Here is a 24560-nt window from a genome sequence, read left to right on the forward strand (position 1 = left end):
GTGTTGCTATCATTATACCATATCCCGCCGCCTAATGCACTACTCGGACGCTAAAAATCCCGGATTTCCGGGCTTTTTCTGCAAATCCTTTACAATGAGTTTCTCAATCTTTTTATGGATTGTATCGGTTGCCTTTTCACTCGGCAACGCTTGAACAAGATAGGTGATTTTCCCTATTTTGCGTTCGGTTGTAATTGTCTGTTTTTTATCCATTAGAAAAACCTCCTTTTCCTGTATGGATAAACTATATTCGTCAAAAGGCAAAAACGGGCGGTTGTTAGCTGCAACCTCACGGGAGTTTCACCCCGGCCCATGCTTATGGGTGCGCCGCGCAATACTTTGAGGGTGTTCAACGCGGGAGTATCATTGTGCCGCCTTGTATGTCGTCGCCCACAAGCTGCTAAACCTGTTTTACGGCGCGGTAGTTCTCGCTCGGCTTTTCCCCTATGGGGAAAAGCTGTCATGGCGTACCCGCCGACTGGCTCGGTACAGACGGAATGTACCCGTTTGCCTGTTATGCTGCGCACCAAAGGCCGCTTTCTTTGTCAAAGAACAATAGGCTTTGTCGGCCTGCAAAAGCACATCAACAGCGGATATGCTTTTGCGGAACGACAAATAGCCCATAACGGGAAGCGTGGAAAGGGGACACGCTCCCCGCATGGGCTAAAAGATTATCCTACATGAAAAGCAAGGGTGCGGGTAATAAGGCGCACTTGCAGCCTGTTACGCATTTCCTCGTCCACATAGGAATAGGTATTGCCCGCGTCGTCTTTCAGCGTGCGGGTACAAAGTTTCGCTATGTAACCCTCGTAGTGCTTCAAGATCGCGCACATGGCGGTTGTGTCGCCGTTTGCCGCTGCGGAAATGACAGGGAACGGCAACAGATTTTCAGACTTCCTAACGGTATTCATCATCTGCTTTTCCCTCCAAATACTGTTTGATTTTCGCAAGCGCGGATTTCCTGTGCCGGAAAACCGTCGTGCGTACAACATTCAGCAGTTCGCCAATTTCCGCGTCGCTCATATCCAAGAAGTAGGACAAAAGGATAATGTCGCGTTTCCTTTCGGGCAAAGCGTTAAGGGCTTCGGCAAGCAGTTCATTTTTGACGAGTACATCAAAGCCGGACACTTGAAAACGGAAATAATCGCTTTCGTATTCGTCCGTTGTGAAAAGCTGCGCGAGTTCGCTTTCGCTCAAATCCGAAAAAGTAACTTCGCGTGCTGCGCGTTTCGCAAGAGTGCGGCGGTGGCTTTTCGCTTCGCCGACCAAAGTTTTCTTTGCTAATGCGTCGTACTGATGTTGTATTCTTTCCTTGTCGGAAGAAGATAGCTCCATAGAGTTCACCTCCTTCCCGCGTGGAGTAGAGGACGGGAGTTAAGGGCTTGTCCTCTCTGCCCCTTTCGCTCCGTACCCGTTCGGGAGATGGCTCTTGAGTGCGCTTTTCAGAAAAAAGTTGAAAAAAGCAAAATGCGCCCGTCCGCAAGACGCGGACGGGCGCAAAGGAAATGTAAGCAGTAGCTAAATGTATTGACAGTTCACATTCATAGCCGGAATATCCCGCTTGCGGAGCATAGCTTTTTTTGACCGCAAAGCATTAGGCGGGTTACAGTAAATAAAAATGGACACGGCGATACCTCCCCGATACCGCCGTATCCTTAAAAAAGGGCGACTTTAATACACTACCCGCAATCCATTCTATAATAGGGAACAGCGGCTTTTGCGCAATATTAAATAAAAAAGCCGATAACACATAGGTTTTTTGACCTAATGCGTTATCGGCTCTGCGTCTATGCGTCTGGCACTTTTAATCATTTTTTTTGAATTTATTATATGTGTTAGCTAACTGTCCACAAGCCGCGTTAATCTCTCTGCCATGAGAAACTCTCATAGTAACTTCAAGTCCTGCTTGCTCTAATTGATGTTTGAATGCAACTATTTCCCGTTTCTGTGGTGCTTTAATTCTTGAATTGCTTGTTGGGTTGTATTGTAACACGTTAATCATAACTTTTTTGCCCCGAAACCATTTTGCAAGTTGTCTTACATCTGAGGGCCGGTCATTTATACCCGGTAAAAGCAAATACGCAAAGACAATTTTGCGATTATGCCTTTCAGAATAGGATAAGGCTTGCTTAACAACATCTTCAATAGCATATATGCGCATGTGAGGAATAATACGATTTCTTGCAGATTGTGTTGCTGCGTGTAAAGATATTGTCAACTGAATTTTAAGATGTTCCTCGCGCAATTTTTTTAATTGATCGACCGGACCAACTGTTGATATGGTAATGCCGTCGGTTGGAAAGTTGAGCCCATATCTATCTCGGAGAATATGGATTGCTTTTATCAAGTTGTCATAATTGAATAAAGGCTCTCCCATACCCATAAAAACGATACGGTTTACTTTTCGACGCAACAATATAATCTGTTGTACGATTTCTGACGATGTTAGATTACGAACAAAGCCATTTCGCCCGGACTCACAAAAAATACAACCAACAGGACAACCGACTTGTGTGCTCACGCAAACAGTTCCACCATCTCGCCGCTTGATAAAAACCGTTTCAATGTATTTGTTGTCTTTCAGTTCGTAAACATACTTTTCAGTATCACTGCTTTTGCAAATATTTTTTACCAACATTGATAGATTTTTTTTGCGTGGTAATTGCTTATATAATTCTTCATATAAGGCTTTTGCTTCATTCTCGCCAATAACTTCCGACATTTCTTTGTAAGTAAATCCGTATGGATCATTCCGTACTTCCGCAGGCGTATATTTAGGTAAACGTTTCATTTTTATATCCTTTCTTCTAAATAATAAAAGTTTGTTTTTCTGTATTGTTGATTACAATCTCTAATTTTTCTACATCAATGATATGCGTCAATTTGCATTTAGGGCAGAAAAGAGGAAAATCTTTTAATACAGTATTATGAAATACTTGAACTCTCGTCTTTCCGTTACAAATCGGACATTTTATCCAATATTTTTTAAGCATTATATTTCACTCGTCCTTTTTACACAAAAAAATGCAGGTCAATCCTCAACATGAGCATTGACCTGCATTTATAATGCACAGAGCAGTACAACAAAACTAAGGCATAGCTTGCACTATGTCTATACTATATCTATACGTCGTTAGTTTTTTGTATAGCATCCGCAAAATAAGCATGACAAAAAAGCCCATGTTGAAAATGGGAAAATCCTTTTTTTCAATGCTTATCTAATACGCATGCTATGCAACATAAACGCCGCCTCCTTTTACATAAATTTTATTTTATCAGAAAATCAGTCTACTGTCAATACACAACAGGAAGTATTTAACCTAATGATATGAATTGTGTGGACATATCCAAAAAGAAAGGTGAACTGTAAAATGTAACAGGGTGAATGAAAATGGCAAAAAGACCCGTACCATTGTACGACTTTAAGGCTTTCGGGGCAGCTATAAAAGCCGCGAGAAATGAATACGGCGAGAGCCGCAAAAAGGTAAGCGACGAGTTATATATTTCCCCGCGCTACCTTGCGAATATCGAGAACAAGGGACAACAGCCGAGTTTACAGGTATTCTATGACCTTGTAACCCGGTATCATATTTCGGTAGATCAATTTTTCTTCCCGAACAGCAATGCGGAGAAATCCACCGGGCGGCGGCAGCTTGACGCGCTGCTGGACGGTATGAGCGATAAAGGCATACGGATTGTAACCGCAACAGCAAGGGAGATAACGGAAGTCGAAAAAGCAGAGGATTAACCTCACAATATGAGAAATCGGGAGATTGCAGCGCATGGCGGCTGCAATCTTTTTTTGCGTCCAAAATCAAAGGAACGCGCAACAAATACCGCCTTTCGGTGGGGGTATGGAGTAGATAGCAAGCACAGCAAACGAGTACCCGTTTGCGGAAAATGCTTGTTGGGATAATCCCAAACCCTTATACCGAAAGGCGGTGCGGAAATGGAAAACCGAAAGAGAAATATACAGATGAAGTTTTACGTTACGGAAGAAGAAAAGCGGCTGATCGACGAGAAGATGAAGCAGCTTCCCATAAAGCAGTATGGGGCATACTTCCGTAAAATGGCGATAGACGGGTATATTCTTGTCGTTGACCGAAGCGACACAAAAGCATATATCCGGGAACTGCAAGCGGTGAGCCGGAACATCAACCAAATTGCAAAACGCGCCAATGCGACGGGGACGGTTTACAGGCAGGATATAGAGGACATTAAAAAGGCGGTGGACGAGATATGGCGGTTACAAAGACGCACCCTATTAAATCAACCTTAAAGGCTGCGATAGACTATATCTTAAATCCCGAAAAGACAGACGGGAAGCTGCTTGCGTCCTCTTTCGGCTGCGGGCTGGAAACCGCCGATATTGAGTTTGCATGGACGCGGGAAGCTGCCGGAGATCGCGGCACACATTTAGGGCGGCACTTGATACAATCCTTTGCGGTGGGAGAAACCACACCGGAAGAAGCGCACAAAATCGGCATGGAACTTGCCGGGGCGGTATTAGGCGGCAAGTATGAGTTTGTTTTGACAACTCACGTCGATAAAGACCATCTGCATAATCACTTGATTTTCAACGCGGTTAGCTTCGTTGACTACAAAAAGTACCATTCCAACAAGCAAAGCTATCACTTTATCCGGCGCACCAGCGACAGGATATGTAAAGAGCATGGGCTATCCGTCGTCGTACCGGGACAGGACAAGGGAAAAAGCTATGCAGAATACACCGCCGAAAAGCAAGGGACAAGCTACAAAGCAAAGCTGAAAACGGCGATAGATACTCTCATTCCCCAAGTGAAAGATTTTGACGAACTGCTGCGCCGCTTGCAGGAAATGGGGTATGAAATCAAACAGGGCAAATACATTTCCTTTCGCGCTGCCGGACAGGAACGGTTTACCCGCACAAAGACGCTCGGCGCGGCCTATACGGAAGAAGCGATAAAGGAGCGTATCAAGGGCGTGTATGTTGCCAAAACAAAAACGCTGCGGGAAGATAAGAAAATCCGGCTTGTCGTCGATCTTGAAAACAGTATCAAAGCCCAACAGTCGGCGGGCTATGAACGGTGGGCAAAAATCCATAATCTGAAACAGGCTGCTAAAAGCATGAACTTCCTAACCGAAAACAAGATTGAGTATTATAGCGAACTTGAAAGCAAGATAGCCGATATTATGACCGCTCATGACGCGGCGGCAAAGGCGGTTAAGGAAGTGGAACAGCGTATGTCTGATTTGTCGCTGCTTATCAAGCACACCACCACATACCGACAGTTAAAACCGATTTACGATGAATACCGAAAATCGCCGGACAAGGAAAAGTATCTGCGGGGGCATGAAAGCGAAATTATCCTGTTTGAAGCTGCGGCAAGGGCATTAAAGGAAATGCAGATAAAGAAGCTGCCCGATCTCGCCGCGCTGCGCAAGGAGTATAGAAGCTTAAACGACAGGAAAACCAAATTGTATGAAGATTATCGGCAAGCCAAGAAGCAAATGCAGGAATACGGCGTTGTCAAAAAGAACGTCGATAGTATTCTTTACCCGTCCCAAAGCAGGGCGCGGGAGCAGGAGCGATAAGGCGCAAAACATGGGGTGGCAAGTGGAATGTTAAGGGCTGAAAACGCCTGTGTTTCTGCGGCTTCCAGCGCATGAAAACGACATAGACGATAAAGTATATTCAAACCCGCAAAAACGGCTTTCTAATTGTCCACGCAAGGACAAAAAAAGAACAGGGGCGCGGTGCCGGAAATCGGCAACCGCGCCCCTGTTCTCTATGGGCTATTCCTCGTCGGTCAAGATAAACTCCCTTTCGGAAAACTCGCTGTCCGTCATGGCTTGCAGCTTGTTCACCGCTGCGGCGGCAAGCTGGCGCATATCCTCGTCCATGTAGGGCATGGCGGCAAGGATATTTTCAAGCGTTGTTTCCCGGCTGTCCTCGGCGTAGATCGCAACAATGTTTTCTTCCTCAATGGTAAAGCGGGTATTCATGCTATCAAACCTCCAAATCCTTTTTATGCTCTTTCTGTTTATCTTTCGGCTGCTGCGCCGCCTGTTTCTTGTATTCGTCCAGCTTCTTCAAAATGGACGGTTTTTTCTGCGGCTGTTCCCGTTTCTCGGCTTTTACCGCTTTTGCAAGGTCGGTAACGGAAATCGCTTCCCCCGCCTTTGCCCGCTGCTCAAAATCTGCAACGGTGGGCGTTTGCGGCGTATTGTTGATAAGCCCGTCAAAATTGTTGTCGTTCTGCTCTATGGTGTCCTCGACGTGCTTTAAGGGATTATCCCGCTGCGGCTGCTCGGCGGCTATGGCATAAGCCTGTGTGCCATTCCCCATAATGAGATACTTCCCGTCCTCCGACGCATGGTGAAAACCAAATCCCGCCGCTTCGATCTGTTCACGGCTCATATCGGTAATATGAAAATTGCCCCTCGGCGTTCTAACGGTTTCACCCGTCAAAAGGCTGTCGGGGGTCGCTTCCGGCTGCTGCTTTTCAAGCTGCCCGTCCTTGTAGGAATATCCTTGCGCCGCGATTGCTTCAAGGGTCTTGCCCGTAACGTCGCCATAAATCCGCTTGTCTGCGTCAACCAGCATTTGCAAAGTGTCTTGTACGGTGTCGGACAAGGCTTGCTGCTGTTCGGGCGGCAGCTTGTCAAATACGGGGGTCTGCTGCTCCTGCAAAAACTCCGGCACTTGCTGAAAACCGATACTGTCTACATAGTGGGCGGTGTCCTCGTCGTTCTGATGAAGCACAACAATGTCGGAAACGGAAAGGCTATGCCCCTTAAAGTCGGCGGGGTGGTCGATATTAAACCTTTCCCAAATGTCGCCCAGCGTCATATCCTTTGTAAGCGGTGCAGTATAGACGAGTTCATAATTTACCCGGTCAATGGTAAGTCCAGCCGCTTGCAGACGGTCATAAGGCTCAAAGCGCAAGTCCCTTGTTTCGTCCCCGCGCTTTAACTGATAAATGGAAAAGGTATCGCCCTGCTCCTGCTCGGCTTGCCGCTGCTGCTGCAACTCGGTAAAATGCCCCTCAATCTCGGTAATGAGTTCCTTTGCGGTGGTCTGTATTGTTTCAAGGGACGCTTTTAACTCGGTCATTTCCTTGCCGCTGCTCCAACCAGCCACATAGCCGAAAGAGTAATCGGAAGTATCAAGGCCGAAATGCTGGCAAACCGTATAAGCGACGCTTTCCGCTTCTACCTCGCAGGTATGGCGGTCAACGCGGTTTTGCTGCTCCGGCGGGGCGTTTAAGTCTACGTCGTGCAGCTTCGCATGGGCGATTTCGTGAATGGCGGTCTTTACCGCCTGTAATTCACTCACGCCCTCTTTGATTGCAATACGCTTGTCGGTCAAACTGAAATACCCATTTGCGCCGTTTGTGATCTGCTCAAATGCAATCGGGACGGGGGACGCTTTTTCAAGGGCGGCGAAAAAATCCTCGTACTGCTCCACATCGGCAAGCAGCGGTTTAACGGAAAGGTCGGGAAACTCCTTGCCCTCGGTCTGCGAAATATCAAAGACGGTTATAACCTTAAAGGCGGGGACGGTGATTTCCTTTTCTTCCTTTACCACTTTTCCCTCGCGGTCAAGCATGGGCTTTCTCGTTTCGGGGTCGATTTTATCAACCAGCTTTTTCACCTTGTAGGGCGCGGGGGCAAAGATTTTAATGCCTTTCTCGCCTTTCTTTACATGGCGGTCAAACTCCTTTTCCCATTGACGGAAGCCCATTACCAAATTGCCGCCCTGCATAGCAATTAGGATAGTGTTATTCAAACTATAATCATGGAACTTTGACATAGCGGTTAGAAACTCTTTGTAGCGGTCGCTGTCAAAAATCGCCTGTACGCCCTGTTCCAGACGGTCGGTAATCTCCTTTACCTTTTCGGCGGGCTTTTCGGAAGTAAGGATAATGGGGACGACGGGGCGGGGCTGCTGCGGCTCTGCGGCCTGTGCGTCTGCTTGCTGCGTTTCGGCTGCGTCCATATAGGCTTTGTCCTGTTCGCCGCGCTCCGGCTGCGGGTAACTCATAATGCGGTATTCTTCCGGCACTTCGCGCCCCTCAAACTGCCGTTCCCACTCGTCGCCGCTTTCCACGATATAGCCGTACTCGGTAAACGCGCCTTTTTCCTGCGCGGCAGCGTTCCTGCCAAAAGTAGAAAGGTCAATGCCGCCTTTCCATTCTTCGGGCATTTGTACCATGCCGGATTGATTTAAGTAATAGTCGCCCAAATCGTGGTAGTTATGTACTTCGGGGATATGGACGTAAAAATCCACGTTGTAGGTGAAGTCAATTACCTGTCCAATATTTGCAAGCCCGTTTTTCTGCTGCAAAGCTGCGTTCAGCTTGCCAACCTCGGCGGGGTCAAGCTGTTCGAGCCGCGCCGCAAGAAAATTGAGTTCGTCCACGTCGGCGGCGCATACCATTTCATAAGGCAAGGCAATATGTTTCTCCGGGTCGTCGGAATAGCCGCGAATGGAAAAATCCTGCGGGTTGTCGGCGGTAATGCCGACGTTCCGCATAGCTTCGTGCAACTGCTCCTTTGTGGCGGGCATATCCAACCAATAGCCGCCGGGGTCGCCCGCGTCAAAGCGGCTGCGGTTGCCTATCATAATAGAAAACTGTTCGCTCATGTGTTCACGCTCCTTTTCCTGCCCGGTATTTTCGGGGATAGCTGCCGCCTGTTGCTGCTGCGGGGGTTCTTCGCCCTCTATGGTGTAGTCCGGCATGAGCATACCGTTTACTTTGAAATAGTCGGCGTACTCCTGCGGGATAGGCGGGGAGATTTCCGTAAACAAGCGGTCATACGCTTTGATACGCCCATTCAGATACTTTTCCATAGCTGCCTTGTCGGTGAAAACCTTTCTATCTTGTCCGGCAATCTTCGCTTGGGTTCTGCTTGGGCTGTTGGTGCGCACGCTCCATGTAAGCGTCCATGAATACGGGATAGATTTCTGCGCTTCTTTGTCGTAGCGGGTATTCTCGTAAATGTAGTAATTCATCTGATATACCCGGTTGCTGCGAATATGGCGGTTATGCTCGGTGGTCTGCCACTCGTTAGCGGTGTGCTGGACGTGCGGCGTTCTCACATATTCAAGTGTTTTATCCAGCAAAAGCGTTCTTCCCGCCTGTTCTTCCCATGCGGCGGCGCGTTCTTTAAGGTCGTCAAAAATCGCCTGTTCTGCCGCCGCGCTTTCGCTGCGCATGGAAAGTAGCTGCGCAATCGGCAAGGAAGCATAAGGGGCAATCTCCCTGTCCTTTGCTTCAAAATATATCCGGCGTTCTATCCGCATGGTTTCGGCGGCTTCTAATTTGTCATGGTCGTATGAGGAATACGGCATATTCTTTCATCACGTCCTTTCTCGGTCATATAAGGGTTTGGGACTATCCCAACAAGCAAAATGCCCGCGCTCTCTATGGGAAGCGCGGGCATTTCTCGCAAACGGGTACTCGTTTGCTGTGCTTGCTATGTAGTTGTTTTTATCCGTAAACGCCTGTTTCTCTCGCTTTGGGCTTTCTGTCTGCGGCGTATCTTTGCCGCGCAATCGGGGCAGTATTTCGCCCGGTTGCTGCCCGCCGCAAACGTGCTGCCGCATACCGCGCAACGCTTCAAATCGGTTTCCCCGCTGCGGGTGATCTGTTCGCAAAGCTGCCTGTCGGCGGGTAATACCGCTTCGCGGAAATAGCGGCATAGCAGCGAATAGCTGATACTCTGCACACAAACGCAAGTTTCCCCGTCGTCCAGCAGCAGACAATTCCCGCAATCGTTGTTTGCACAAGCGGCGCGGGTCATTTTCTTTACGGCGCGGTATTGCTTTTCATCAAGCCTTATCATTTTCGGTTCTGCTCGACGCGGAAGTTTACATACTTGCCGCCTGTGTCGGCAAGCAGCACAACTCCGTCAAAGGTCTTTCCCGTCTTGGTCGAGTACATACCTTTGATTTTTACCTTTCCGTCTTTCAAAAGGGCGGCGGCAATCGCCTTTGTGAAAGCCTTTTTGCGCTGCTCAAAAAAGCGGTCATTCTTCCACATCACAAAGCTGCAAGCCCTGTCGGAGCAGTAAAAGTTTTTCTTGCCCTCGTAAACCGCCGCGCCGCAACGGGGGCAAGTGCCGATTGCTTCCCGCTGCGGGGTAAACAGCTTCGCTTTATCCTCGGAAATCGCGGAATAGGTCTTGACAAGCCCCGCTGTCATTTCCTCAATCCCGCGCATGAAGTCGGCGGGGCTGTCGCTGCCCTTTGCAATCCCGGTAAGGCGCGTTTCCCATTCTGCCGTAAGCTGCGGGGACGTAAGGCTGTCGGGCAGAATAGCGACAAGGTTATACCCGTCCTTTGTGGGGATTAGCTTTTTGCCCTTGCGCTCGGCAAAGCCCGCGCTAATGAGTTTTTCAATGATACCCGCCCGCGTCGCGGTGGTGCCTAACCCTTTGCGCTCCGCGTCCTCCGGCGTGTCCTCCTTTCCCGCACTCTCCATAGCCGAAAGTAACGTATCTTCGGTAAATGCCTTTGGGGGCTGCGTGTAACGTTCGGAGATCTCCGCTGCCGGATTGTCAAAGGTCTGCCCCTCGGCAAGCGGGGGTAAAACCGCTTCCGGCTCTGCGTCCTCGTCCTGTTCCCCGGACGCGGCGCGGGATAGTCTTTCAATCTCGCGCCAACCCTCGCAAAGCGTCGTCCTGCCCTTTGCGGTAAAGGTATAGCCGCCGCAAGTGAAAACCGCCGTAACCGCTTCATACTCATAGGGCGCGGCAACGGCGCAAAGCAGTTTTGCGCACACAAGGGTCATTAGCTTTTTCTCACTTTCGGCAAGGGAAGAAAAGCCCGTTTTCACAAACTCCGCTGTCGGCAAAATGGCGTGATGGTCGGTTACTTTGCTGTTGTCGCAAATCCTCGCAAGGTCGGCTTGCAGCTTCACGCCCTGCATAAAGGGGAGAGCAGCGCAAAGGCCGGTGATAAGTTCCTTTGTGCTGCCCTCCATATCGGAAGTGATATATTTGCTGTCGGTGCGGGGATAGGTCAAAAGCCGTTTTTCATAAAGGGCTTGCGCATAGTCAAGGGTCTGTTTCGCCGTAAACCCATACAAACGGTTTGCTTCCCGCTGCAAGGCGGTGAGGTCAAACAGTTTCGGCGGGGCTGCGGTCTTTTTCTCTTTTTTAAGGGAAGTACAAACGGCCTGCGATTTCTCGCAAGCCGCTTTCATCTGCCGCGCCGCCGCTTCGTCGTCCTGCCTTTCGGAAAGGGCGGCAACGCCGCCAACGTCCAGCCGGACGACATGATATTTCTCTTTCTTAAAGCTGCTGATTGCATAGTCGCGGTTTACCAGCATAGCAAGGGTGGGCGTTTGCACTCTGCCGACATTCAATGTTTTATGGTAGAGGATAGAGAAAAGGCGGGTCGCGTTAATGCCAATGAGCCAATCGGCCTTTGCTCTGCAAAGCGCGGATTGATAGAGGTTGTCATAGCCGCGCCCGTCTTTGAGATTTGAAAAGCCCTCGCGGATTGCACTTGCTTCCATGCTGCTAATCCAAAGGCGGGAAAAGGGCTTTTTGCAATTCGCCTGTTCATAGACAAAGCGGAAAATGAGTTCCCCCTCGCGCCCGCTGTCGCAAGCATTGATAATCTCGGTAACGTCGCTGCGGTGCATAAGGTCTTTGAGAATGGAAAACTGCTGCTCCTTGCCGCTGGCAACAATAAACTGCCACTCCTGCGGGACAATGGGAAGATCGTCGTACTTCCATTTACGGAATTGTTCATTGTAGGTCGCCGCGTCTGCAAGGCTAATCAAATGCCCGATACACCACGACACAAGGTAGCCGCCGCCCTCAAAATATCCGCTGCGCTTTTCATTCGCGCCCATAACGGCGGCAATCGCCGCCCCGACGCTCGGTTTTTCTGCAATTACAAGTTTCATAGATTATCGTCCTCCTGCTCGGTCTGTTCGGTTTCGACTACTTCCGTTTCCTCGTCGTCCTCGTCAAAATCAAGGTCGTCAAGGCTGCTGCTGCCTTTCGCCGCGTCCTTTTTGGGCTTCAAAATCTTAAAGTAGTAGAACGCGCCGCCGCCCGCTGCGGCAACAAGCAGCACGACAAGCAGAATACCCATGCCGCCGCCTTTTTCTTCTTCCGGCGGCTGCTCGGTTTCTTCCGGCTCCGGCTCGGCTTCCACACCCGCGCACTCGCTCATGTTGACGCTGCAAACCGGGCAAGCGGTGTTGACGCTTCCGGCAACGCATTTATCGGTGCAGCTACAAACGGGGGCTTCGGTCTGCCCGTCCTCCATAAGGGCGGTTAAATCCGCTTCGTCCACTTGGTTAAGGAAATGGACGGTATTTTCCCCGTCCTCGGCGCGGTCAATGATGATGTAAAAATAGTTGCCACTTTTGGTAACGACGGTGATAAACTGCTTGTCGCCGGACGCTTCACCCGTTATATCGTCCACAAGGGACATATTCCCGTCCGGGGTAAGGGGCTGCGGCTCATAGCCGCCCGTCGTTTCTTCCGGCTCGGTTTCCGGCGCGGGGGTTTCCTCGGTTACGGGGGTAGGCGTGTCGTCGCTTTCATCGCCACCGCCCGCATAAGCGGTAACAGAAAAGCCGCACATGATAACCAGTGCGGCAAGCAATACGGTAAACTTTCGGATTATCTTTTTATTCTTCATTGTCGTTGTCCTCCTGTTCGGCGGGGTAAGTGGCTTCCGGCTGCGGCAAGGTGATTTCGCCGCTGGCGTAAGCGGAGAGGAACGCGGCAAGCTGCGTCCCGTCAAGGTGTACCGCCTTTACCATTTGCACGATCTGCGCGTTTTCTTCCTCGACTTTCTGCGCTTCAAGGTCTTTCAGCTTCTTTTGCTGTTCAAGGATTTTTGCCCTCGTTTTCTCAATATCCCTTTCGATACGGTCAAGTTTCGTGTTCGCCATAGTCATTTACTCCTTTCCAAACTGTTCTTTCCATGAATAGCTGCGCCCCAATCCCTTAACGGTTTTAAGATAGGGCATAGCGTTTTCTTCCAAAGTCGCCGCCCGGTTAAATAGATCGGGATAGTGTTCTTTGAGATATAAAATCTCTTGTTTCTTCATGCTCGGACAAAAGAAACAGGACGATTTACCCGGCTGCGGCAATCCTGCCGCTTTGATTTCCCGGATACAATCGTCCCTGTTCCAGCCCCATTCTTCAATGAGGGGGTAGCGGTTATGATATTTTTTGTCGGCTTCGTTGTACTTGCGGGAATGTTCATACCGTTTCACTTCTCCCGCGTCATAGCCGATATAGCGGTTGACTTTCTCGCCGCGCTGCCATACTTCGCGGCAAGGCGCATAGTGGTTGCAAAACTTTTCCTGCGGTGCGATTTTGTGTTTCTGCGAACAACGCTTATGCCCGTAGGCAATCGACGGGAGCGTATGAGAGCGCAAGCACTCGGTTTCAAGAGATAGGCGGTTGCCGTAGCGGTCAACATACTGCACAACGGTAATCTGCGGCATACCGTGTTCCGCAAGCCATTGATTGATTATCTCGATAAATTGATAGGTATGCGGGTGTTCCGCGCCCGTATCGGCAAAGGTGATAAGGTCAATCGGGATTTTGTGCTTGTATAGGCCAATAAGTAAGGCGGCACTATTCGTGCCGCCGCCAAAAGATACAATATTCATTTTTCAACTCCTTTTAATTGTAATTTAACCGCCCGTAGGCGTAAAAGTGGGATTGCCAATAGCTGGTGTCCAGCTTTGAATACTGGATAGGGTCGCCACAATGCAGCATGACGGGGCTTCCGTCCCCGTCCTCGCCCACATAAATCCCCACATGGGAAACGCCGGGGGTGTCGTATGTACCCGTAAAGAACACCAAATCCCCCGGCTGCGGGTTAGAAACAGGGGTTGAGATGTTGTAAAGCCCTTGCGCCCCAAGTCTGCCCGTATTGTATAGGCCGCTGTTCGTCAACACATAACTCACAAAGCCGCTGCAATCAAAAGAGGTTTCCGGGGTGCTGCCGCCCCACACATAGGGAAAACCGACGTATTTATCTGCTTCCTCCATGAGCCGCGCAAACTTTTCATCGGAACCCAGCAGCGCGGCGGGTACTTCATAATCGGCGGGCGGGTTTTCATAGTATTTAGACACATAGCCGGATTGCGGGAAAAGGTCGGGTCTGTTTCCCAGCGACGACATATACATAGCGTACATGGATAGCTGTTCTTCGCCCATGATGTAAACGGGGACATGGGAGAGGTTGAAGTTTTCCAAATCCACATGAAGAATGTAATAGTTATAGGGGACTTCAACCGTATAGGGGTTGCCCTCGCTGTCCGTCCTTGTTTCGGTGCGGTAGCGTACCTGTACTTCTTCCTCGACCGTCAAGATATACTGTTTCTCAAAGAGCATTTCAAGGGTGCTTTGCACTTCATCGAGTGTAAACACGCCCTCATGCCACGCGGAAAGGATAGAAATTAGCACATAGGGGTCATGCTCGATCTCGTCCGCGTTTACCCGGTATTCGTCATAGCCGGGGTATTCGCTTTCGATATTGTCCAGCATATCTTGTAACTCGGCTTCCATAGCGGCATACGCGCTTTCCGCGCCCGTTATATCCGCGTCCTCGGAGAGATAGGACGACGCAATCAAGCCGCTGCCGCTGTTGCCGCCAAAGAGGGAGCAAGAGGACAGCCCGCCGAAAAGCAGCAGCACGATAAAGGCAATCCCGCCCACAATCAAGCAGCCTTTCCAATGCCGGACAACAAAGAACGTCGCCCGTTTGGTTTCCTGCGCGGTTTTCTTCGCCGCCTTTGCGGTGGCTTCAGCGGTTTTTTTCGCTTTGCCGCCCGCTTTCAGCGTTTTTGCATACTGCTTTTTAATGCGCTGCTTCTGCCAAAAACGGGAAATGGGGTTGGAGTGCGCAAGCGCGGGGTTATCGTGCAACGCCTTTTGATAGAGAAAATCTGCGTTTGCCTTTACCGCTTGTTTTTCCGCTGCCGCCGCTGCCCGGTAGGGTTTCAGCTTATGGCGGCGTATGCCGCCCTTAACTGCCCGCGCCGCCATGCCGCCCGCTTTCTCTCCGGCAAGTTCTACCCGGTGCCCGCTTTCCACACCGACGTTTTCTTTCTCTACCTCGTAGATTTTCCCATGTACGGTACTGTTTAACTCCTGTGCCGGACGGGATAAGGGGTTATGCCGCAACTTGCCGTTTGGGGGCTTATCCGTCTTTTCAAAGGAAAGGCGCGTCTTTGCCTTGCCTTTCGCTTCGTCAAAAACGCGCTCTTTCTTGATTTTGGTCTGCTTGGGGATAGCCGCCCGCGCTGCGTCTAAACAGTCTGCCGCCTTATCCGATTTCTTGATCGCTTTTTGAAGTTCCGGCGTTGCCCGTTCCGCTTCGGAAAACTGCAAGCGGGAAGAATGGGTTTTAGGCTGCGTCGCGTCAAGGGCTTTTTTCTCCGCGCCTTTTGCTGCGTGTCGCTCAATCTCTGCGCCGATATGCTGCACAACCTTTTCCGCTGCCACCCCTGCGGGGGCTGAATAGTTTTCTTCCTGCGGCCTTTCGCTGATACTGGACGTTTCGCCCGTCGTGAGGTTTTCCGCAACCGCACCGTCGCGGGTCATTTTTTGCGTTACCTTGTCGGGGGCTTTCAGTTCCTTGCTCAATCTTCATCACCTCCAATCCGCTGTTTTGCAAGTTCGCAATAGTCGGGGTTTAACTCAATGCCGATATAGCGGCGGTTAAGCCGTTTTGCTACCATGCCCGTCGTGCCGCTGCCGAAAAAGGGGTCAAGGACAATCCCGCCGATGGGACAGCCCGCCAAAATGCACGTTTCCGCAAGTTTCGGCGGGAACGCTGCGAAATGCCCGCCATGATAGCCGACATTGTTAATCTGCCAAACGTTGCGGCGGCTGCGGACGGGAGAAATCAACTCGTCGGCGTATGCGCCCTTTTCGCGGGGGCGGTTGATTTTCTGCGGTTGGTTTTGCCCCGGAACAGTAACGTTATACTTATTTCCTTTGCTAACTCCGCTTTTCAGCCGCCCCGCCGTTGTGGGGGCTATCGGCTCGGCTACTGCTTGCCAATCGTAATAATACTTCTTTGACTTGGTAAGCAGAAACACATATTCATAGCAGCGGGTCGGCCTGTCCCGCGTGCTTTCCGGCATGGGGTTTGTTTTGTGCCAAATGATAGAACTGCGCAAATACCAACCGTCGCCCCGCAAGGCGAGGGCTACAAGCCACGGAATACCAATTAAATCTTTGGGCTTGCAGCCGGGGGCGCGGTGGTTAAACGCCACTTGCTGCCCGTTCCTGCCTTTGGGGTATTTGGGGTCTTGGTGGTCGGCTTTGCTGCCTGTGCCGCAATAAGTGTCCGCGATATTCAGCCAACAAGTACCCTCCGGCGTAAGCACCCGCTTTACCTCATGGAATACCGCCGTAATACGGGAAACATATTCCTCCGGCGTTGCTTCCCGTCCGATCTGCCCGTCTGCGCCGTAGTCCCGCAAGGCATAGTAGGGTGGGGACGTTACGCAACAATCAACTGCATTTTCCGGCAAGGTTTGAAGCACCTGCAAGCTGTCGCCGCAATAGATTTTGTCCATTTCTATCCTCATGCCGACACCTCGCCGGGTTTGGTCGTCATTACACGATAGAGTTCCGTATCTTGCGGGAAACGGTCAATAAAGGGCAAAATCACGTTGCCATAGAAGATAAGCCCCTCGCCCGCGTCGGAATGGGTTACATAGGTCATTTGCTGCTGCGAAATGTTAAGCTGCTTTGCAAGGATTTCCCTGTCGCCCTGGGCTTGGTTGAGCATATACACAAAATCGCTGTTTTCAAAAATGTTCTCCACCTCGCGGGACGATAACAAATCTTTCACGTTTTGGGTGATACCTGTCGGAATACCGCCCCATTTTCTAAAACGCTTCCAAATCTCAACGCTGTACGCTGCGGTCTGTTCCTCTTTGAGCAGCAAATGAAACTCGTCGATATAGTACCGCGTCGCCTTGCCTTCGCTGCGGTTTATGGTAACTCTGTTCCAAACTTGATCTTGGACAATGAGCATACCGAGTTTTCGTAGCTGGGTGCCGAGTTCTTTAATATCAAAGCAGACAAGGCGGTTGTGAATGTCAACGTTTGTTTGGTGGTTAAACACGTTCAAACTGCCATTTACATAGAGTTCCAATGCCGACGCGATACGCTGCGCTTCCTTTTCCGGCTGCTTCTTGATTTCATTGTAGAGGTCGCCCAAAATCGGCATATTCTCCGGCTTCGGGTCTGCAAGGTAGCTGCGGTACACGCTGATAACGGCGCGGTCAATCAAAGTCTTTTCAACCGCTTCCAGCCCGTTTTTGCCGCCCATAATCAACTCGCAAAAGGAAAGGATAAAATCGCTCTTTAAGGCTATGGGCGTGTCGCCCTCGCTGTAATTGAGGTTTATATCCATCGGGTTAATGTACTGCGTGCTGTTCTGCGAAACCTTGATAACCTGCCCTTTCAGCCGTTCCACAAGGGGGTAATATTCCGCTTCCGGGTCGCAAATGATAATATCGTCTGCGGTAATGAGAAAAGCGTTGGTGATCTCGCGCTTTGCCGAAAAACTCTTGCCGCTGCCGGGTGTGCCGAGTATCAAGCCGTTAGGGTTCTTCAGCCTTTTCCTGTCGCACAAAATCATGTTATTCGATAATGCGTTTAAGCCGTAATACAACGCTTCGCCGCTTTGGAACAGCTCTTGTACCGTAAAGGGGACGAAAATGGCGGTGCTGGAAGTCGTCAAGCCCCGCTGGATTTGGATTAGGTTTTCGCCCAATGGGATAGAGGACATAAGCCCCTGTTCCTGCCGGTAGTCAAGGCGGGTGAGCATACAGTTGTATTTCTGTGCGATACTTGCGGCCTGAAATACGTCGTTGTCCAATTTCTGCTTTGTGTCTGCCACATTCAAAACTAACAGCGTAAGCAAAAACATTCGCTCGTTCCGGCTCTGCAAATCCCGCAAAAGGTTTTTCGCTTCGCCGCCGTAGGTGGCAAGGTCGGACGGAATTATATCCATATCGTAGCCGCTGCGGATTGCCTTTTTCTGTTCCTCGATTTTCATACGGTCAAGGTCGGTGATTTTCCGCTTGATCGTCTTGATCGCTTCGTTGTGGTCGATACTCTGAATGTGCAGATTGACGACAATCCCGTTTTCCGCTTCCATGAAGTCGGCAAGCATACGGTCTGAAAGTTCCGGCGCGGCAATCTGCAAAAAGGAAACCGCGCCAAACTTCCCGCCCATTTGAAACATTCGCCCGTCGCCAAAACGGAAAGAGGACGGGGCAATAAAGTCTTTGACGGAAAGGCCGCTTACGGGTAGCCATTCCCACGCAAAGTTGAAGCGTTCCCCGTCCGGGTGGAAAAGCCCATGCAGCACTTCAAGCCGCTGCTTCCCGTCCAATACCCGCGCCGCCGCGCCGATCACCTTAAAATGGTTGAGGGTGTCCGTTTCGATACGGGCAAGCCGCGCCCGCGCCGATTTAATATCTTTTGCTTCAATGGTAAAGGTGAGAAACTTTGTCTTGATAAGCCCGTTGTTGCCGCGTTCAAGCTGTGTTTGCAGCATTTCGGTGTATTCGGCTCTGATACTGTCAAAGTCGTCATTCTGTGGGGCAATCGTGATACTGCTCTTGAAATCCTCCTTGTTCGCATGGCGGCTGATTAAGGAAAGCTGCACACTGATAGAAGCGTCAAAAGAGTTATACATATCGCAAAGGGCTTCAAAAATGGCGGTCTTGTCGTCCGGCTGCGCAAGCTGATAGTTAATATCTTCAAACTCAATGCACTTGGAATACCGCCCGTTTGCAAGGCGGCAAATCCCGTCCTTATACATTCGTTCAAACGGTATGCTGTCCTGCGCCGTATGGGGCTTCCCGTCGCCCTTTGACTGCCGGATAAGCGCGTCGATCTGTTTCTTTTCCTGCCGCGTAAGTTTACGCTTTTTGTTTTGGGTCTTTCCCTTTTCCTTTGACAATCGCCCGTACCTCCTTATCTAATCGCTCCTGCCGCGCAAGGGCGGTATAAAAATTGTTGGTCTGATAAGGTCGCTCTTTGGGGCGAAGAAACTTCACTTCCACAAATTGCCGTATAATCACTTCCAGCGGTTGCCCGTTCTTCTCGTACATAGCGAGTAGGAACATGGGCAGCATGGCAAGCACCATGCACAAAGCCGCCGTTGTCGTTCCCGCGCTGTCCTTTGTCAAAAAGAATAGCGGTAGCCCGATAGCCACCGCCGCGCCGAAACAGAGTAATTGTCTTTTGGTAAGGTTGAACATTACCTTGCTCTTGATTTTGGTTAAATCCTTTGGGACGGTTACATACGCCATTTCAAACCTCCTTTCCGGCAAACCGTATGTCGCTTTTGATTTCATTTCCCCATACGTCCCAACCAGGGGTATGCTGCCTTGCAAACAGTTCAATACGCGGTAGGTCGCCCATAAGGGCAAGTATCTTTTCCCGCGTTATATCCGGCTTTTTGCTGTGCTGCTCAACAGGGGAAATAATAAATTGATGTACCTTGTTTGATTGTCGCTTCGGGTGTCCTTTGGTAGCAAGCAAGCAGATTTCCGCATTTCCTCGCGTCCAAAAGCCCAAGCCATAAAACCAAGTGGGCGATTTCCGATTTTGCTTTAACCATACAAAGGCAACGGATTTATAGGTAAATCCCCAAGCCTTGATTAACTGCAACGCTTCTTTAAGCTGCGGGAACGTCGCCCATAGGAATAAAATACAGTCCTTATCCGCAATTTCTTTGACGGGTAAAGCGCAAAGTTCCTCAATACTCATAGTGGGATAGTGCTTTTCCGCTGCGCCCTGTACCTTGCTTCTCGCGTATCTCCAAGGGGGATCGGCGTAAATGATTTTGTATTTCTTCATCTGCACCCCCTTAATGCGCGCTGAATACGGATTTTGCAAGGCTTCCCGTTTTGAAAAGCGTAAAACACAAGAGGACGGTATAGCCCATGCAAGACCAGATCGCGCCGGATATGTCATCGGTTGCTGCGATTGTCTGTATCAAAACCGCATAAATACCGACGCACACAAGAATTAGAAAAGCCTGAAAACCGAGGGCAAGCAAGGATTTTAAGTAGTTCTGTCCCATGCCGCCCCATTCACGATTTACCATTGTCGCAACGGGGATAGGGGCGATACTCGTTACAAGGTATATTTCAATCATGCGCCCGTACACCACCAGCATGATACAGATAGACAACGCTTTCATGGTAAGCCTCACAAAGAGTGATTGAAACCATAGCCCCAAAAGCCCGCCGACGCTCATAGCGTCCAGCTTTGCTTCTATATCGGTGATAACGGTTGCAATATCTATGCTTGTGTCGGATATGATAACGCCCGCGCTGTCGTTGACGACGCTCTGTGTAATGTCAAATACGCCCATGACGATGTTCCAAGTATTTGTTACCAGCAGCACCGCAACAAAGGTTTTGAAAATCCACTTGAAGAAAATCCAAGTGTCGAGATCGTGCAGATTGTTTTTCTCAATTACAAGCTGGATTAGTTCGTAGCACATGACAAAGGTAATGATAACGCCCGCAATCGGCACAATGACGTTTTCCGATAGGCTGCGTATCATATTGAATATGCCCGCGTTCCACCCGGCGGGGGTTGTGCCGACTTGCGTTGCGATTTCTCCAACCTCTGTATTTACGCTGTCGAACAGCCCGGAGAGATTAGAGAGTATTCCGTCTGTCAAAATGCCGCGAAACCAATCTTCAATCATCTGCCATATCAAAAGCTAATCCCTCCTTTCCCGCGCCCTCCCGCGTGAAGCGGGAGAGCGCGGCGGGTAGTGTTAGTTTGTGGCATTATCCAAACAGGCCGGAGAGCAGCGGGACAAGGGTAAGGCCGATAAGGGCAACGCCGCCGCCCGCCATCAACTGTTTCATGCCCTGCGACTTTGCTTATGTGTGATAAAGAAGTAATAGAAGTGCAAAAAATTTTGCCGTTCCTATCCGGCACTTGGCCATTGTGTCGGATAGGTCGGGCGTTAGGCTTCGGGCAAGTCAATCTTGCCGACAAAGCTGTAATAAATCTCAATGTCCTGCCTGCGGATGCCGTTCTCGTCATAGCTGCACTCATGCACGACGATTTTCTCAATCATCTCCCGCAAGAGGGTGGGGGTCAATTCCTCAAAGGCAAGGTGCTTTCGGACGATACCCATAAACTTTTCCGCATTGACGGTGGCGGCCTGCGACTTGGAAAGTTCCTCCTGCAAAGCGGCGGCGCGGTCTTTCAGTTCCCGCTGTTCCTGCTCATAGTCTGCCGACAGTTCCATGAAACGCTCGTCGCTGATTTTGCCGTTCACATTGTCCTCATACAGCCGCTTGATAATGCGGCTCACTTCGGAAATGCGCTCCTGCGCCTGTTCAAGCTGCTTGGTGGCTGCGGCGGTCTTTCTCTTGCCGCCGATCTCGTTCTGCTGGATAAGCAGCTTCACAAAGCGGCTCTCATGCTTGGCGGCATATTCCGTCACTTGCCGGAGATTGGAGAGGACACCGGCGGTCAACAGGTCGGTGCGGATAAAGTGCGCCGTACAGTCACGGGTGCGCTTCTTGTAGCTGCCGCAGATGTAACAGTCCTGCTTACGGGTCTTGTTCTGATACCGCTGCTGGTACATCACATGGCCGCAGTCGGCGCAGAACAGCATACCGGAGAACAGCCCCACTTCATCATAGCGGTTCGGGCGTTTGCGCTGCTTGCGTAACTCCTGCACGCGCTCCCATGTTTCCCGGTCTATGATAGGCTCATGGTGGTTCTCAAAAATGGCCTGCTTCTCGATGGGGTTCTCTACGCTGTGCTTGGTCTTGTAAGAGGGCTTCTCCGTCTTGAAGTTTACCAGACAGCCGGTGTACTCCCGGTTTTCCAACAGGTGGACAACGGTATTTGTCGCCCATTTGCACTCATAGCCGGGGTGGTAGCGGCGGGTGCTGCCCGTCCTGCGGTATTCCAGCGTCCCCGGCGTGGGGATTTGCTGCTCCGTAAGCATACGGGCAATCTTGGTCGGGCCGTTCCCGGCAAGGCAAAGCTGGTATATCTGCCGGACTACCGGCGCGGTTTCCTCGTCAACGATATAATTCTCGTCCTCGTCCATGAGGTAGCCGTACACCGGCTTGCTGGTAACGGGCTTGCCGCTCATGCCTTTTGCTCTCTTAACTGCCTTGATTTTCTTGCTCGTATCTCTCACCAGCCATTCGTTGAACAGATTTCGCAGAGGGGTAAAATCGTTGTCCATGCCGCCGTTTGCGCTGTCCACATTGTCGTTGACAGCGATAAAACGCACGCCCTTTTGAGGGAACAGCATTTCCGTGTAAAACCCTACCTGCAAGTAGTTTCGCCCTAACCGGCTCATGTCCTTGACGATAACTGTACCCACTTTCCCAGCTTCAATGTCTGCAAGCATGGCTTGAAAACCGGGCCTTTGAAAGTTCGCGCCGGAATAGCCGTCGTCGGTGTACCAGCGCAGGTTGGTAAAGCCATTCTGTTTTGCAAAGGCTTCGAGTATCCTTTTTTGATTCGATATGGAATTACTCTCACCTTGCAATTCGTCCTCATGGGACAATCTCGGATAAAGGGCGGTAATGAGGTTTTGGGTGGCTTGTCTTAACATAAAATCCTCCGTTTCCGACAGCCAGCCCCACTATTCCGTAGCTTTATTGTACCACGGAATAGGGCTGGTTGTATAGCGGCAAAAGTGTCAAATCTGCTTCTTTACAGCTTGTCAAATCGCCGGTTTTTGTGTAGCAGCGGCTTCCGCTTCCAGTACCCGCGCCATTTTGTCGGCGGCGGTGGTGGTCGTGTCTTTCTTGAAATAGCCGGACACGACAAGGACGGAATTGCCCATGCGGATTTCCGTCACGCAGTCGGGGCGGCGGGCGGTGCGGGTGTCGGGCTGCTTGTTATCTGCCATAGGCAATACTCCTTTCAGTCGGTAATCAGTTTCTTCATGCTCTCCATTTTCCGCTGCGCGGTTTCCTGCCGGAAATTCTCGCCGGTAAAACGTACCGGGACGCACATGGAAAGCAGCCGGTCATAAATCCGGGAATGGGCGGTGTCCTCCGGGTTGTGCAGGCCGTCCAGCGTGAGGTTGGTCGTGACGATCAGCGGCTTGCCGCTGCGGTAACGGCTGTCAATCACATGGAAAACCTGCTCCAGCCCGTATTCCGTTCCGCGCTCCATGCCGAAATCGTCAAGGATAAGCAGCGGATAGCGGCAAAGGCGGGAAATGTACTCGTTGCGCCCCTCAAAGCTGGCGGCAAGGTCATTGAGGATAAGGGCAAAGTTCGTCATGTGGACGGGGATTTCTTTCTCCATGAGGGCGTTTGCGATACAGCCCGCAAGGTAGCTTTTCCCGGTTCCCACGCCGCCCCAGAACAGGCAGCCGATATTGTCGGTTCGCATATCCTCCCAATGCTCCACATACCGGCGGGCAATCCCGGTCTGCGGGTTCCTGCCGTTGTCGTTCTCAAAAGTCCAGTCCCGCATGGTGGGGTCGGTAAAGCCCCGGCGTTTCAGTTCCTCCACGGTGTCAAGGTGCCTGCGCCGCTTCTCGGCGGCCTCCCGTTCCTCGCGGGCGGCTCTCTGGCAGTCGCACTCTGCCGGGTGGCGGTCACGGCCAAAGACAGCGGCCTTATCCGGCGCAAAATAGGCTTCTTTCGGCTTGCGGCACTTGCCGCAGTACAGTAAACCGTCCTCGCCGGTGTAGTCCTCCGGCTCCGGGGTGGTGGTCGTCATATTCTCCAAAACAGCGTTGATTTCGTTCTTCATAAACTCTCGCCCTCCTTGCATGAGTAGTCTGGTATGCCCTTTTTCGGGGCTTTCCTGGCTGCGTCCTCCTGCGCCCATTTGTAGATTGTGGCGGCATGGCTGCGGTATCGCTTGCCGCTGGACGCGATATGGCAGGATAGCCGGTCAATGTAGTAGTTCCACTTGTCGGGCAGGTCTGCTTTCAGCCCGTCCAGTTCTGATTGCGAAAGAAAGACATTTTCATACCGGCCATAGGCGGCGCGGGCGGGTTGTCCCGTATCTAACTCTCGCTCTCTCTCTTTTTCTATCTCTATCTCTTTCTCTATCTCTATCTCTGGTGGACAAATGTCCGCTTGATATGGTGGACATTTGTCCGCCCCGGCCTTTGGCAAGGCTTTCTGCTCCTGCAAAGCCAGCCTTGCCCGCCGTTTCCGCTCCCCCTCGGTAGAGGATTGGCCGATAAGCAGTTCAATGTTGCTCATATACAGCGCGCCGTTCTGTAACGGCTCCACAAGCCCCAGCTTCATAAAAATCTGCAAGGCTCGCTCTACGGTGCCGACCTGCTGACGGGTAATGGTGGCAATCATCTGTGCGGTGTAGGGGATATTTTCATCAAGCTGCAACTTCCCGCCGTTTTTCAGCGATTTCAGGTACAGTTTCAAGAGAATGTTGGAATAGAGGATACCGTCCTGCATACTTTCCAGCAGCACGATAGCGTCCTCGTCAAAGTAATTCTCTTTCAGCTTGAGGTAGTAGTATTTTCGGTTGTCTGACATGGTTCCTCCTTTGGGTGGATTTGGGGCGTTTGT

At 50.8% G+C, this 24560-nt stretch carries 25 protein-coding genes and 1 pseudogene; 3 read left to right on the forward strand and 23 right to left on the reverse strand.

All coding sequences use genetic code 11. From position 1 onward, the window contains the following. Positions 1–39: 39 nt before the first annotated feature. The 5 genes from ACKTS9_RS04250 to ACKTS9_RS04270 all read right to left on the reverse strand — a co-directional run bounded on the left by ACKTS9_RS04250 (position 40) and on the right by ACKTS9_RS04270 (position 2993). Positions 40–213, reverse strand: coding sequence for a transposon-encoded TnpW family protein (locus ACKTS9_RS04250; RefSeq protein WP_002604472.1), 174 nt, complete (start codon positions 211–213; stop codon positions 40–42). A 458-nt stretch (positions 214–671) separates the two neighbouring features. Further along, the gene (locus ACKTS9_RS04255) at positions 672–914 is read right to left on the reverse strand and encodes a helix-turn-helix domain-containing protein (protein ID WP_002604473.1); all 243 of its coding nucleotides are present in this window, start codon (positions 912–914) and stop codon (positions 672–674) included. After that, positions 898–1335 carry a sigma-70 family RNA polymerase sigma factor gene (locus ACKTS9_RS04260; RefSeq protein ID WP_002604474.1) on the reverse strand — a complete coding sequence of 146 codons (438 nt, stop codon included), beginning with the start codon at positions 1333–1335 and terminating at the stop codon, positions 898–900. Before ACKTS9_RS04260 ends, ACKTS9_RS04255 begins: the two co-directional genes overlap by 17 nt. Before the next feature lie 469 nt (positions 1336–1804). Then, positions 1805–2791, reverse strand: coding sequence for a 23S rRNA (adenine(2503)-C(2))-methyltransferase RlmN (rlmN, locus tag ACKTS9_RS04265; protein ID WP_006774449.1), 987 nt, complete (start codon positions 2789–2791; stop codon positions 1805–1807). Positions 2792–2807: 16 nt separating this feature from the next. Next, positions 2808–2993, reverse strand: a complete 186-nt coding sequence (locus ACKTS9_RS04270) for a cysteine-rich KTR domain-containing protein (protein ID WP_270472113.1) — start codon at positions 2991–2993, stop codon at positions 2808–2810. Between the two features lie 398 nt (positions 2994–3391). On the opposite strand from ACKTS9_RS04270, the gene ACKTS9_RS04275 reads away from it, so the two are divergent. The 3 genes from ACKTS9_RS04275 to ACKTS9_RS04285 all read left to right on the forward strand — a co-directional run bounded on the left by ACKTS9_RS04275 (position 3392) and on the right by ACKTS9_RS04285 (position 5574). Further along, positions 3392–3748: a helix-turn-helix transcriptional regulator gene (locus ACKTS9_RS04275; protein WP_002584957.1), complete on the forward strand. Its 357-nt coding sequence runs from the start codon at positions 3392–3394 to the stop codon at positions 3746–3748. 201 nt (positions 3749–3949) lie between these two features. Beyond that, positions 3950–4279 (forward strand): plasmid mobilization protein, encoded by a 330-nt coding sequence (locus ACKTS9_RS04280; RefSeq protein WP_002584958.1) that lies wholly within the window; start codon positions 3950–3952, stop codon positions 4277–4279. Next, on the forward strand, positions 4240–5574 hold the full coding sequence (locus tag ACKTS9_RS04285) for a relaxase/mobilization nuclease domain-containing protein (RefSeq protein ID WP_002584959.1): 1335 nt from the start codon (positions 4240–4242) through the stop codon (positions 5572–5574). Before ACKTS9_RS04280 ends, ACKTS9_RS04285 begins: the two co-directional genes overlap by 40 nt. A gap of 201 nt (positions 5575–5775) precedes the next feature. On the opposite strand, the gene ACKTS9_RS04290 is transcribed toward ACKTS9_RS04285, so the two are convergent. The 18 genes and pseudogenes from ACKTS9_RS04290 to ACKTS9_RS04375 form a co-directional block, all read right to left on the reverse strand. Continuing rightward, the gene (locus ACKTS9_RS04290) at positions 5776–5985 is read right to left on the reverse strand and encodes a transposon-transfer assisting family protein (protein WP_002584960.1); all 210 of its coding nucleotides are present in this window, start codon (positions 5983–5985) and stop codon (positions 5776–5778) included. A gap of 4 nt (positions 5986–5989) precedes the next feature. After that, the gene (locus ACKTS9_RS04295; RefSeq protein WP_407879159.1) at positions 5990–9337 is read right to left on the reverse strand and encodes a YodL domain-containing protein; all 3348 of its coding nucleotides are present in this window, start codon (positions 9335–9337) and stop codon (positions 5990–5992) included. Between the two features lie 125 nt (positions 9338–9462). After that, the gene (locus ACKTS9_RS04300) at positions 9463–9831 is read right to left on the reverse strand and encodes a cysteine-rich VLP domain-containing protein (protein WP_002584962.1); all 369 of its coding nucleotides are present in this window, start codon (positions 9829–9831) and stop codon (positions 9463–9465) included. Then, the gene (locus tag ACKTS9_RS04305; protein WP_002584963.1) at positions 9828–11903 is read right to left on the reverse strand and encodes a type IA DNA topoisomerase; all 2076 of its coding nucleotides are present in this window, start codon (positions 11901–11903) and stop codon (positions 9828–9830) included. The genes ACKTS9_RS04300 and ACKTS9_RS04305 overlap by 4 nt, the downstream gene beginning before the upstream one ends. Further along, complete coding sequence (locus tag ACKTS9_RS04310; RefSeq protein ID WP_002584964.1) at positions 11900–12649, reverse strand: DUF4366 domain-containing protein; 750 nt, start codon at positions 12647–12649, stop codon at positions 11900–11902. Before ACKTS9_RS04310 ends, ACKTS9_RS04305 begins: the two co-directional genes overlap by 4 nt. Beyond that, positions 12639–12905: a DUF4315 family protein gene (locus ACKTS9_RS04315; protein WP_002584965.1), complete on the reverse strand. Its 267-nt coding sequence runs from the start codon at positions 12903–12905 to the stop codon at positions 12639–12641. Before ACKTS9_RS04315 ends, ACKTS9_RS04310 begins: the two co-directional genes overlap by 11 nt. Positions 12906–12911: 6 nt before the next feature. Continuing rightward, positions 12912–13634, reverse strand: coding sequence for a phosphoadenosine phosphosulfate reductase family protein (locus ACKTS9_RS04320; protein ID WP_002604475.1), 723 nt, complete (start codon positions 13632–13634; stop codon positions 12912–12914). Between the two features lie 13 nt (positions 13635–13647). Next, complete coding sequence (locus ACKTS9_RS04325) at positions 13648–15618, reverse strand: C40 family peptidase (protein ID WP_002604476.1); 1971 nt, start codon at positions 15616–15618, stop codon at positions 13648–13650. Continuing rightward, on the reverse strand, positions 15615–16571 hold the full coding sequence (locus ACKTS9_RS04330; protein WP_002604477.1) for a DNA-methyltransferase: 957 nt from the start codon (positions 16569–16571) through the stop codon (positions 15615–15617). Before ACKTS9_RS04330 ends, ACKTS9_RS04325 begins: the two co-directional genes overlap by 4 nt. Then, positions 16568–18964, reverse strand: a complete 2397-nt coding sequence (locus ACKTS9_RS04335; RefSeq protein ID WP_002604478.1) for a VirB4-like conjugal transfer ATPase, CD1110 family — start codon at positions 18962–18964, stop codon at positions 16568–16570. Before ACKTS9_RS04335 ends, ACKTS9_RS04330 begins: the two co-directional genes overlap by 4 nt. Then, complete coding sequence (locus ACKTS9_RS04340; protein WP_002604479.1) at positions 18924–19316, reverse strand: PrgI family protein; 393 nt, start codon at positions 19314–19316, stop codon at positions 18924–18926. Before ACKTS9_RS04340 ends, ACKTS9_RS04335 begins: the two co-directional genes overlap by 41 nt. A gap of 1 nt (position 19317) precedes the next feature. Further along, on the reverse strand, positions 19318–19866 hold the full coding sequence (locus ACKTS9_RS04345) for an MT-A70 family methyltransferase (protein ID WP_002604480.1): 549 nt from the start codon (positions 19864–19866) through the stop codon (positions 19318–19320). 10 nt (positions 19867–19876) lie between these two features. Beyond that, positions 19877–20740, reverse strand: coding sequence for a VirB6/TrbL-like conjugal transfer protein, CD1112 family (locus tag ACKTS9_RS04350; RefSeq protein WP_407879165.1), 864 nt, complete (start codon positions 20738–20740; stop codon positions 19877–19879). Between the two features lie 73 nt (positions 20741–20813). Beyond that, a pseudogene (locus ACKTS9_RS04355) lies at positions 20814–20909 on the reverse strand (Maff2 family mobile element protein); the annotation flags it as partial. Positions 20910–20995: 86 nt separating this feature from the next. Then, positions 20996–22615 carry a recombinase family protein gene (locus ACKTS9_RS04360; protein WP_069988280.1) on the reverse strand — a complete coding sequence of 540 codons (1620 nt, stop codon included), beginning with the start codon at positions 22613–22615 and terminating at the stop codon, positions 20996–20998. A 111-nt stretch (positions 22616–22726) separates the two neighbouring features. Next, positions 22727–22915 carry a transposon-encoded TnpW family protein gene (locus tag ACKTS9_RS04365; protein ID WP_066522963.1) on the reverse strand — a complete coding sequence of 63 codons (189 nt, stop codon included), beginning with the start codon at positions 22913–22915 and terminating at the stop codon, positions 22727–22729. Positions 22916–22929: 14 nt separating this feature from the next. Then, positions 22930–23772: an ATP-binding protein gene (locus ACKTS9_RS04370; RefSeq protein WP_087221213.1), complete on the reverse strand. Its 843-nt coding sequence runs from the start codon at positions 23770–23772 to the stop codon at positions 22930–22932. Beyond that, complete coding sequence (locus tag ACKTS9_RS04375; RefSeq protein WP_072854084.1) at positions 23769–24527, reverse strand: phage replisome organizer N-terminal domain-containing protein; 759 nt, start codon at positions 24525–24527, stop codon at positions 23769–23771. Before ACKTS9_RS04375 ends, ACKTS9_RS04370 begins: the two co-directional genes overlap by 4 nt. Between the last annotated feature and the right edge of the window lie 33 nt (positions 24528–24560).

It is taken from the genome of Owariibacterium komagatae (assembly GCF_045865535.1).
Classification (GTDB): Bacteria; Bacillota; Clostridia; order Oscillospirales; family Ruminococcaceae; genus Ruthenibacterium; species Ruthenibacterium komagatae.

Coding starts and splice junctions, on each gene's coding strand:
- ACKTS9_RS04310 (WP_002584964.1), bottom strand. CDS start 12,649: ATGAAGAATAAAAAGATAATCCGAAAGTTTACCGTATTGCTTGCCGCA.
- ACKTS9_RS04315 (WP_002584965.1), bottom strand. CDS start 12,905: ATGGCGAACACGAAACTTGACCGTATCGAAAGGGATATTGAGAAAACG.
- ACKTS9_RS04300 (WP_002584962.1), bottom strand. CDS start 9,831: ATGATAAGGCTTGATGAAAAGCAATACCGCGCCGTAAAGAAAATGACC.
- ACKTS9_RS04275 (WP_002584957.1), top strand. CDS start 3,392: ATGGCAAAAAGACCCGTACCATTGTACGACTTTAAGGCTTTCGGGGCA.
- ACKTS9_RS04360 (WP_069988280.1), bottom strand. CDS start 22,615: ATGTTAAGACAAGCCACCCAAAACCTCATTACCGCCCTTTATCCGAGA.
- ACKTS9_RS04345 (WP_002604480.1), bottom strand. CDS start 19,866: ATGAAGAAATACAAAATCATTTACGCCGATCCCCCTTGGAGATACGCG.
- ACKTS9_RS04320 (WP_002604475.1), bottom strand. CDS start 13,634: ATGAATATTGTATCTTTTGGCGGCGGCACGAATAGTGCCGCCTTACTT.
- ACKTS9_RS04295 (WP_407879159.1), bottom strand. CDS start 9,337: ATGCCGTATTCCTCATACGACCATGACAAATTAGAAGCCGCCGAAACC.
- ACKTS9_RS04255 (WP_002604473.1), bottom strand. CDS start 914: ATGATGAATACCGTTAGGAAGTCTGAAAATCTGTTGCCGTTCCCTGTC.
- ACKTS9_RS04285 (WP_002584959.1), top strand. CDS start 4,240: ATGGCGGTTACAAAGACGCACCCTATTAAATCAACCTTAAAGGCTGCG.
- ACKTS9_RS04305 (WP_002584963.1), bottom strand. CDS start 11,903: ATGAAACTTGTAATTGCAGAAAAACCGAGCGTCGGGGCGGCGATTGCC.
- ACKTS9_RS04375 (WP_072854084.1), bottom strand. CDS start 24,527: ATGTCAGACAACCGAAAATACTACTACCTCAAGCTGAAAGAGAATTAC.
- rlmN (WP_006774449.1), bottom strand. CDS start 2,791: ATGAAACGTTTACCTAAATATACGCCTGCGGAAGTACGGAATGATCCA.
- ACKTS9_RS04250 (WP_002604472.1), bottom strand. CDS start 213: ATGGATAAAAAACAGACAATTACAACCGAACGCAAAATAGGGAAAATC.
- ACKTS9_RS04340 (WP_002604479.1), bottom strand. CDS start 19,316: ATGGCGTATGTAACCGTCCCAAAGGATTTAACCAAAATCAAGAGCAAG.
- ACKTS9_RS04280 (WP_002584958.1), top strand. CDS start 3,950: ATGGAAAACCGAAAGAGAAATATACAGATGAAGTTTTACGTTACGGAA.
- ACKTS9_RS04270 (WP_270472113.1), bottom strand. CDS start 2,993: ATGCTTAAAAAATATTGGATAAAATGTCCGATTTGTAACGGAAAGACG.
- ACKTS9_RS04290 (WP_002584960.1), bottom strand. CDS start 5,985: ATGAATACCCGCTTTACCATTGAGGAAGAAAACATTGTTGCGATCTAC.
- ACKTS9_RS04260 (WP_002604474.1), bottom strand. CDS start 1,335: ATGGAGCTATCTTCTTCCGACAAGGAAAGAATACAACATCAGTACGAC.
- ACKTS9_RS04330 (WP_002604477.1), bottom strand. CDS start 16,571: ATGAGGATAGAAATGGACAAAATCTATTGCGGCGACAGCTTGCAGGTG.
- ACKTS9_RS04365 (WP_066522963.1), bottom strand. CDS start 22,915: ATGGCAGATAACAAGCAGCCCGACACCCGCACCGCCCGCCGCCCCGAC.
- ACKTS9_RS04370 (WP_087221213.1), bottom strand. CDS start 23,772: ATGAAGAACGAAATCAACGCTGTTTTGGAGAATATGACGACCACCACC.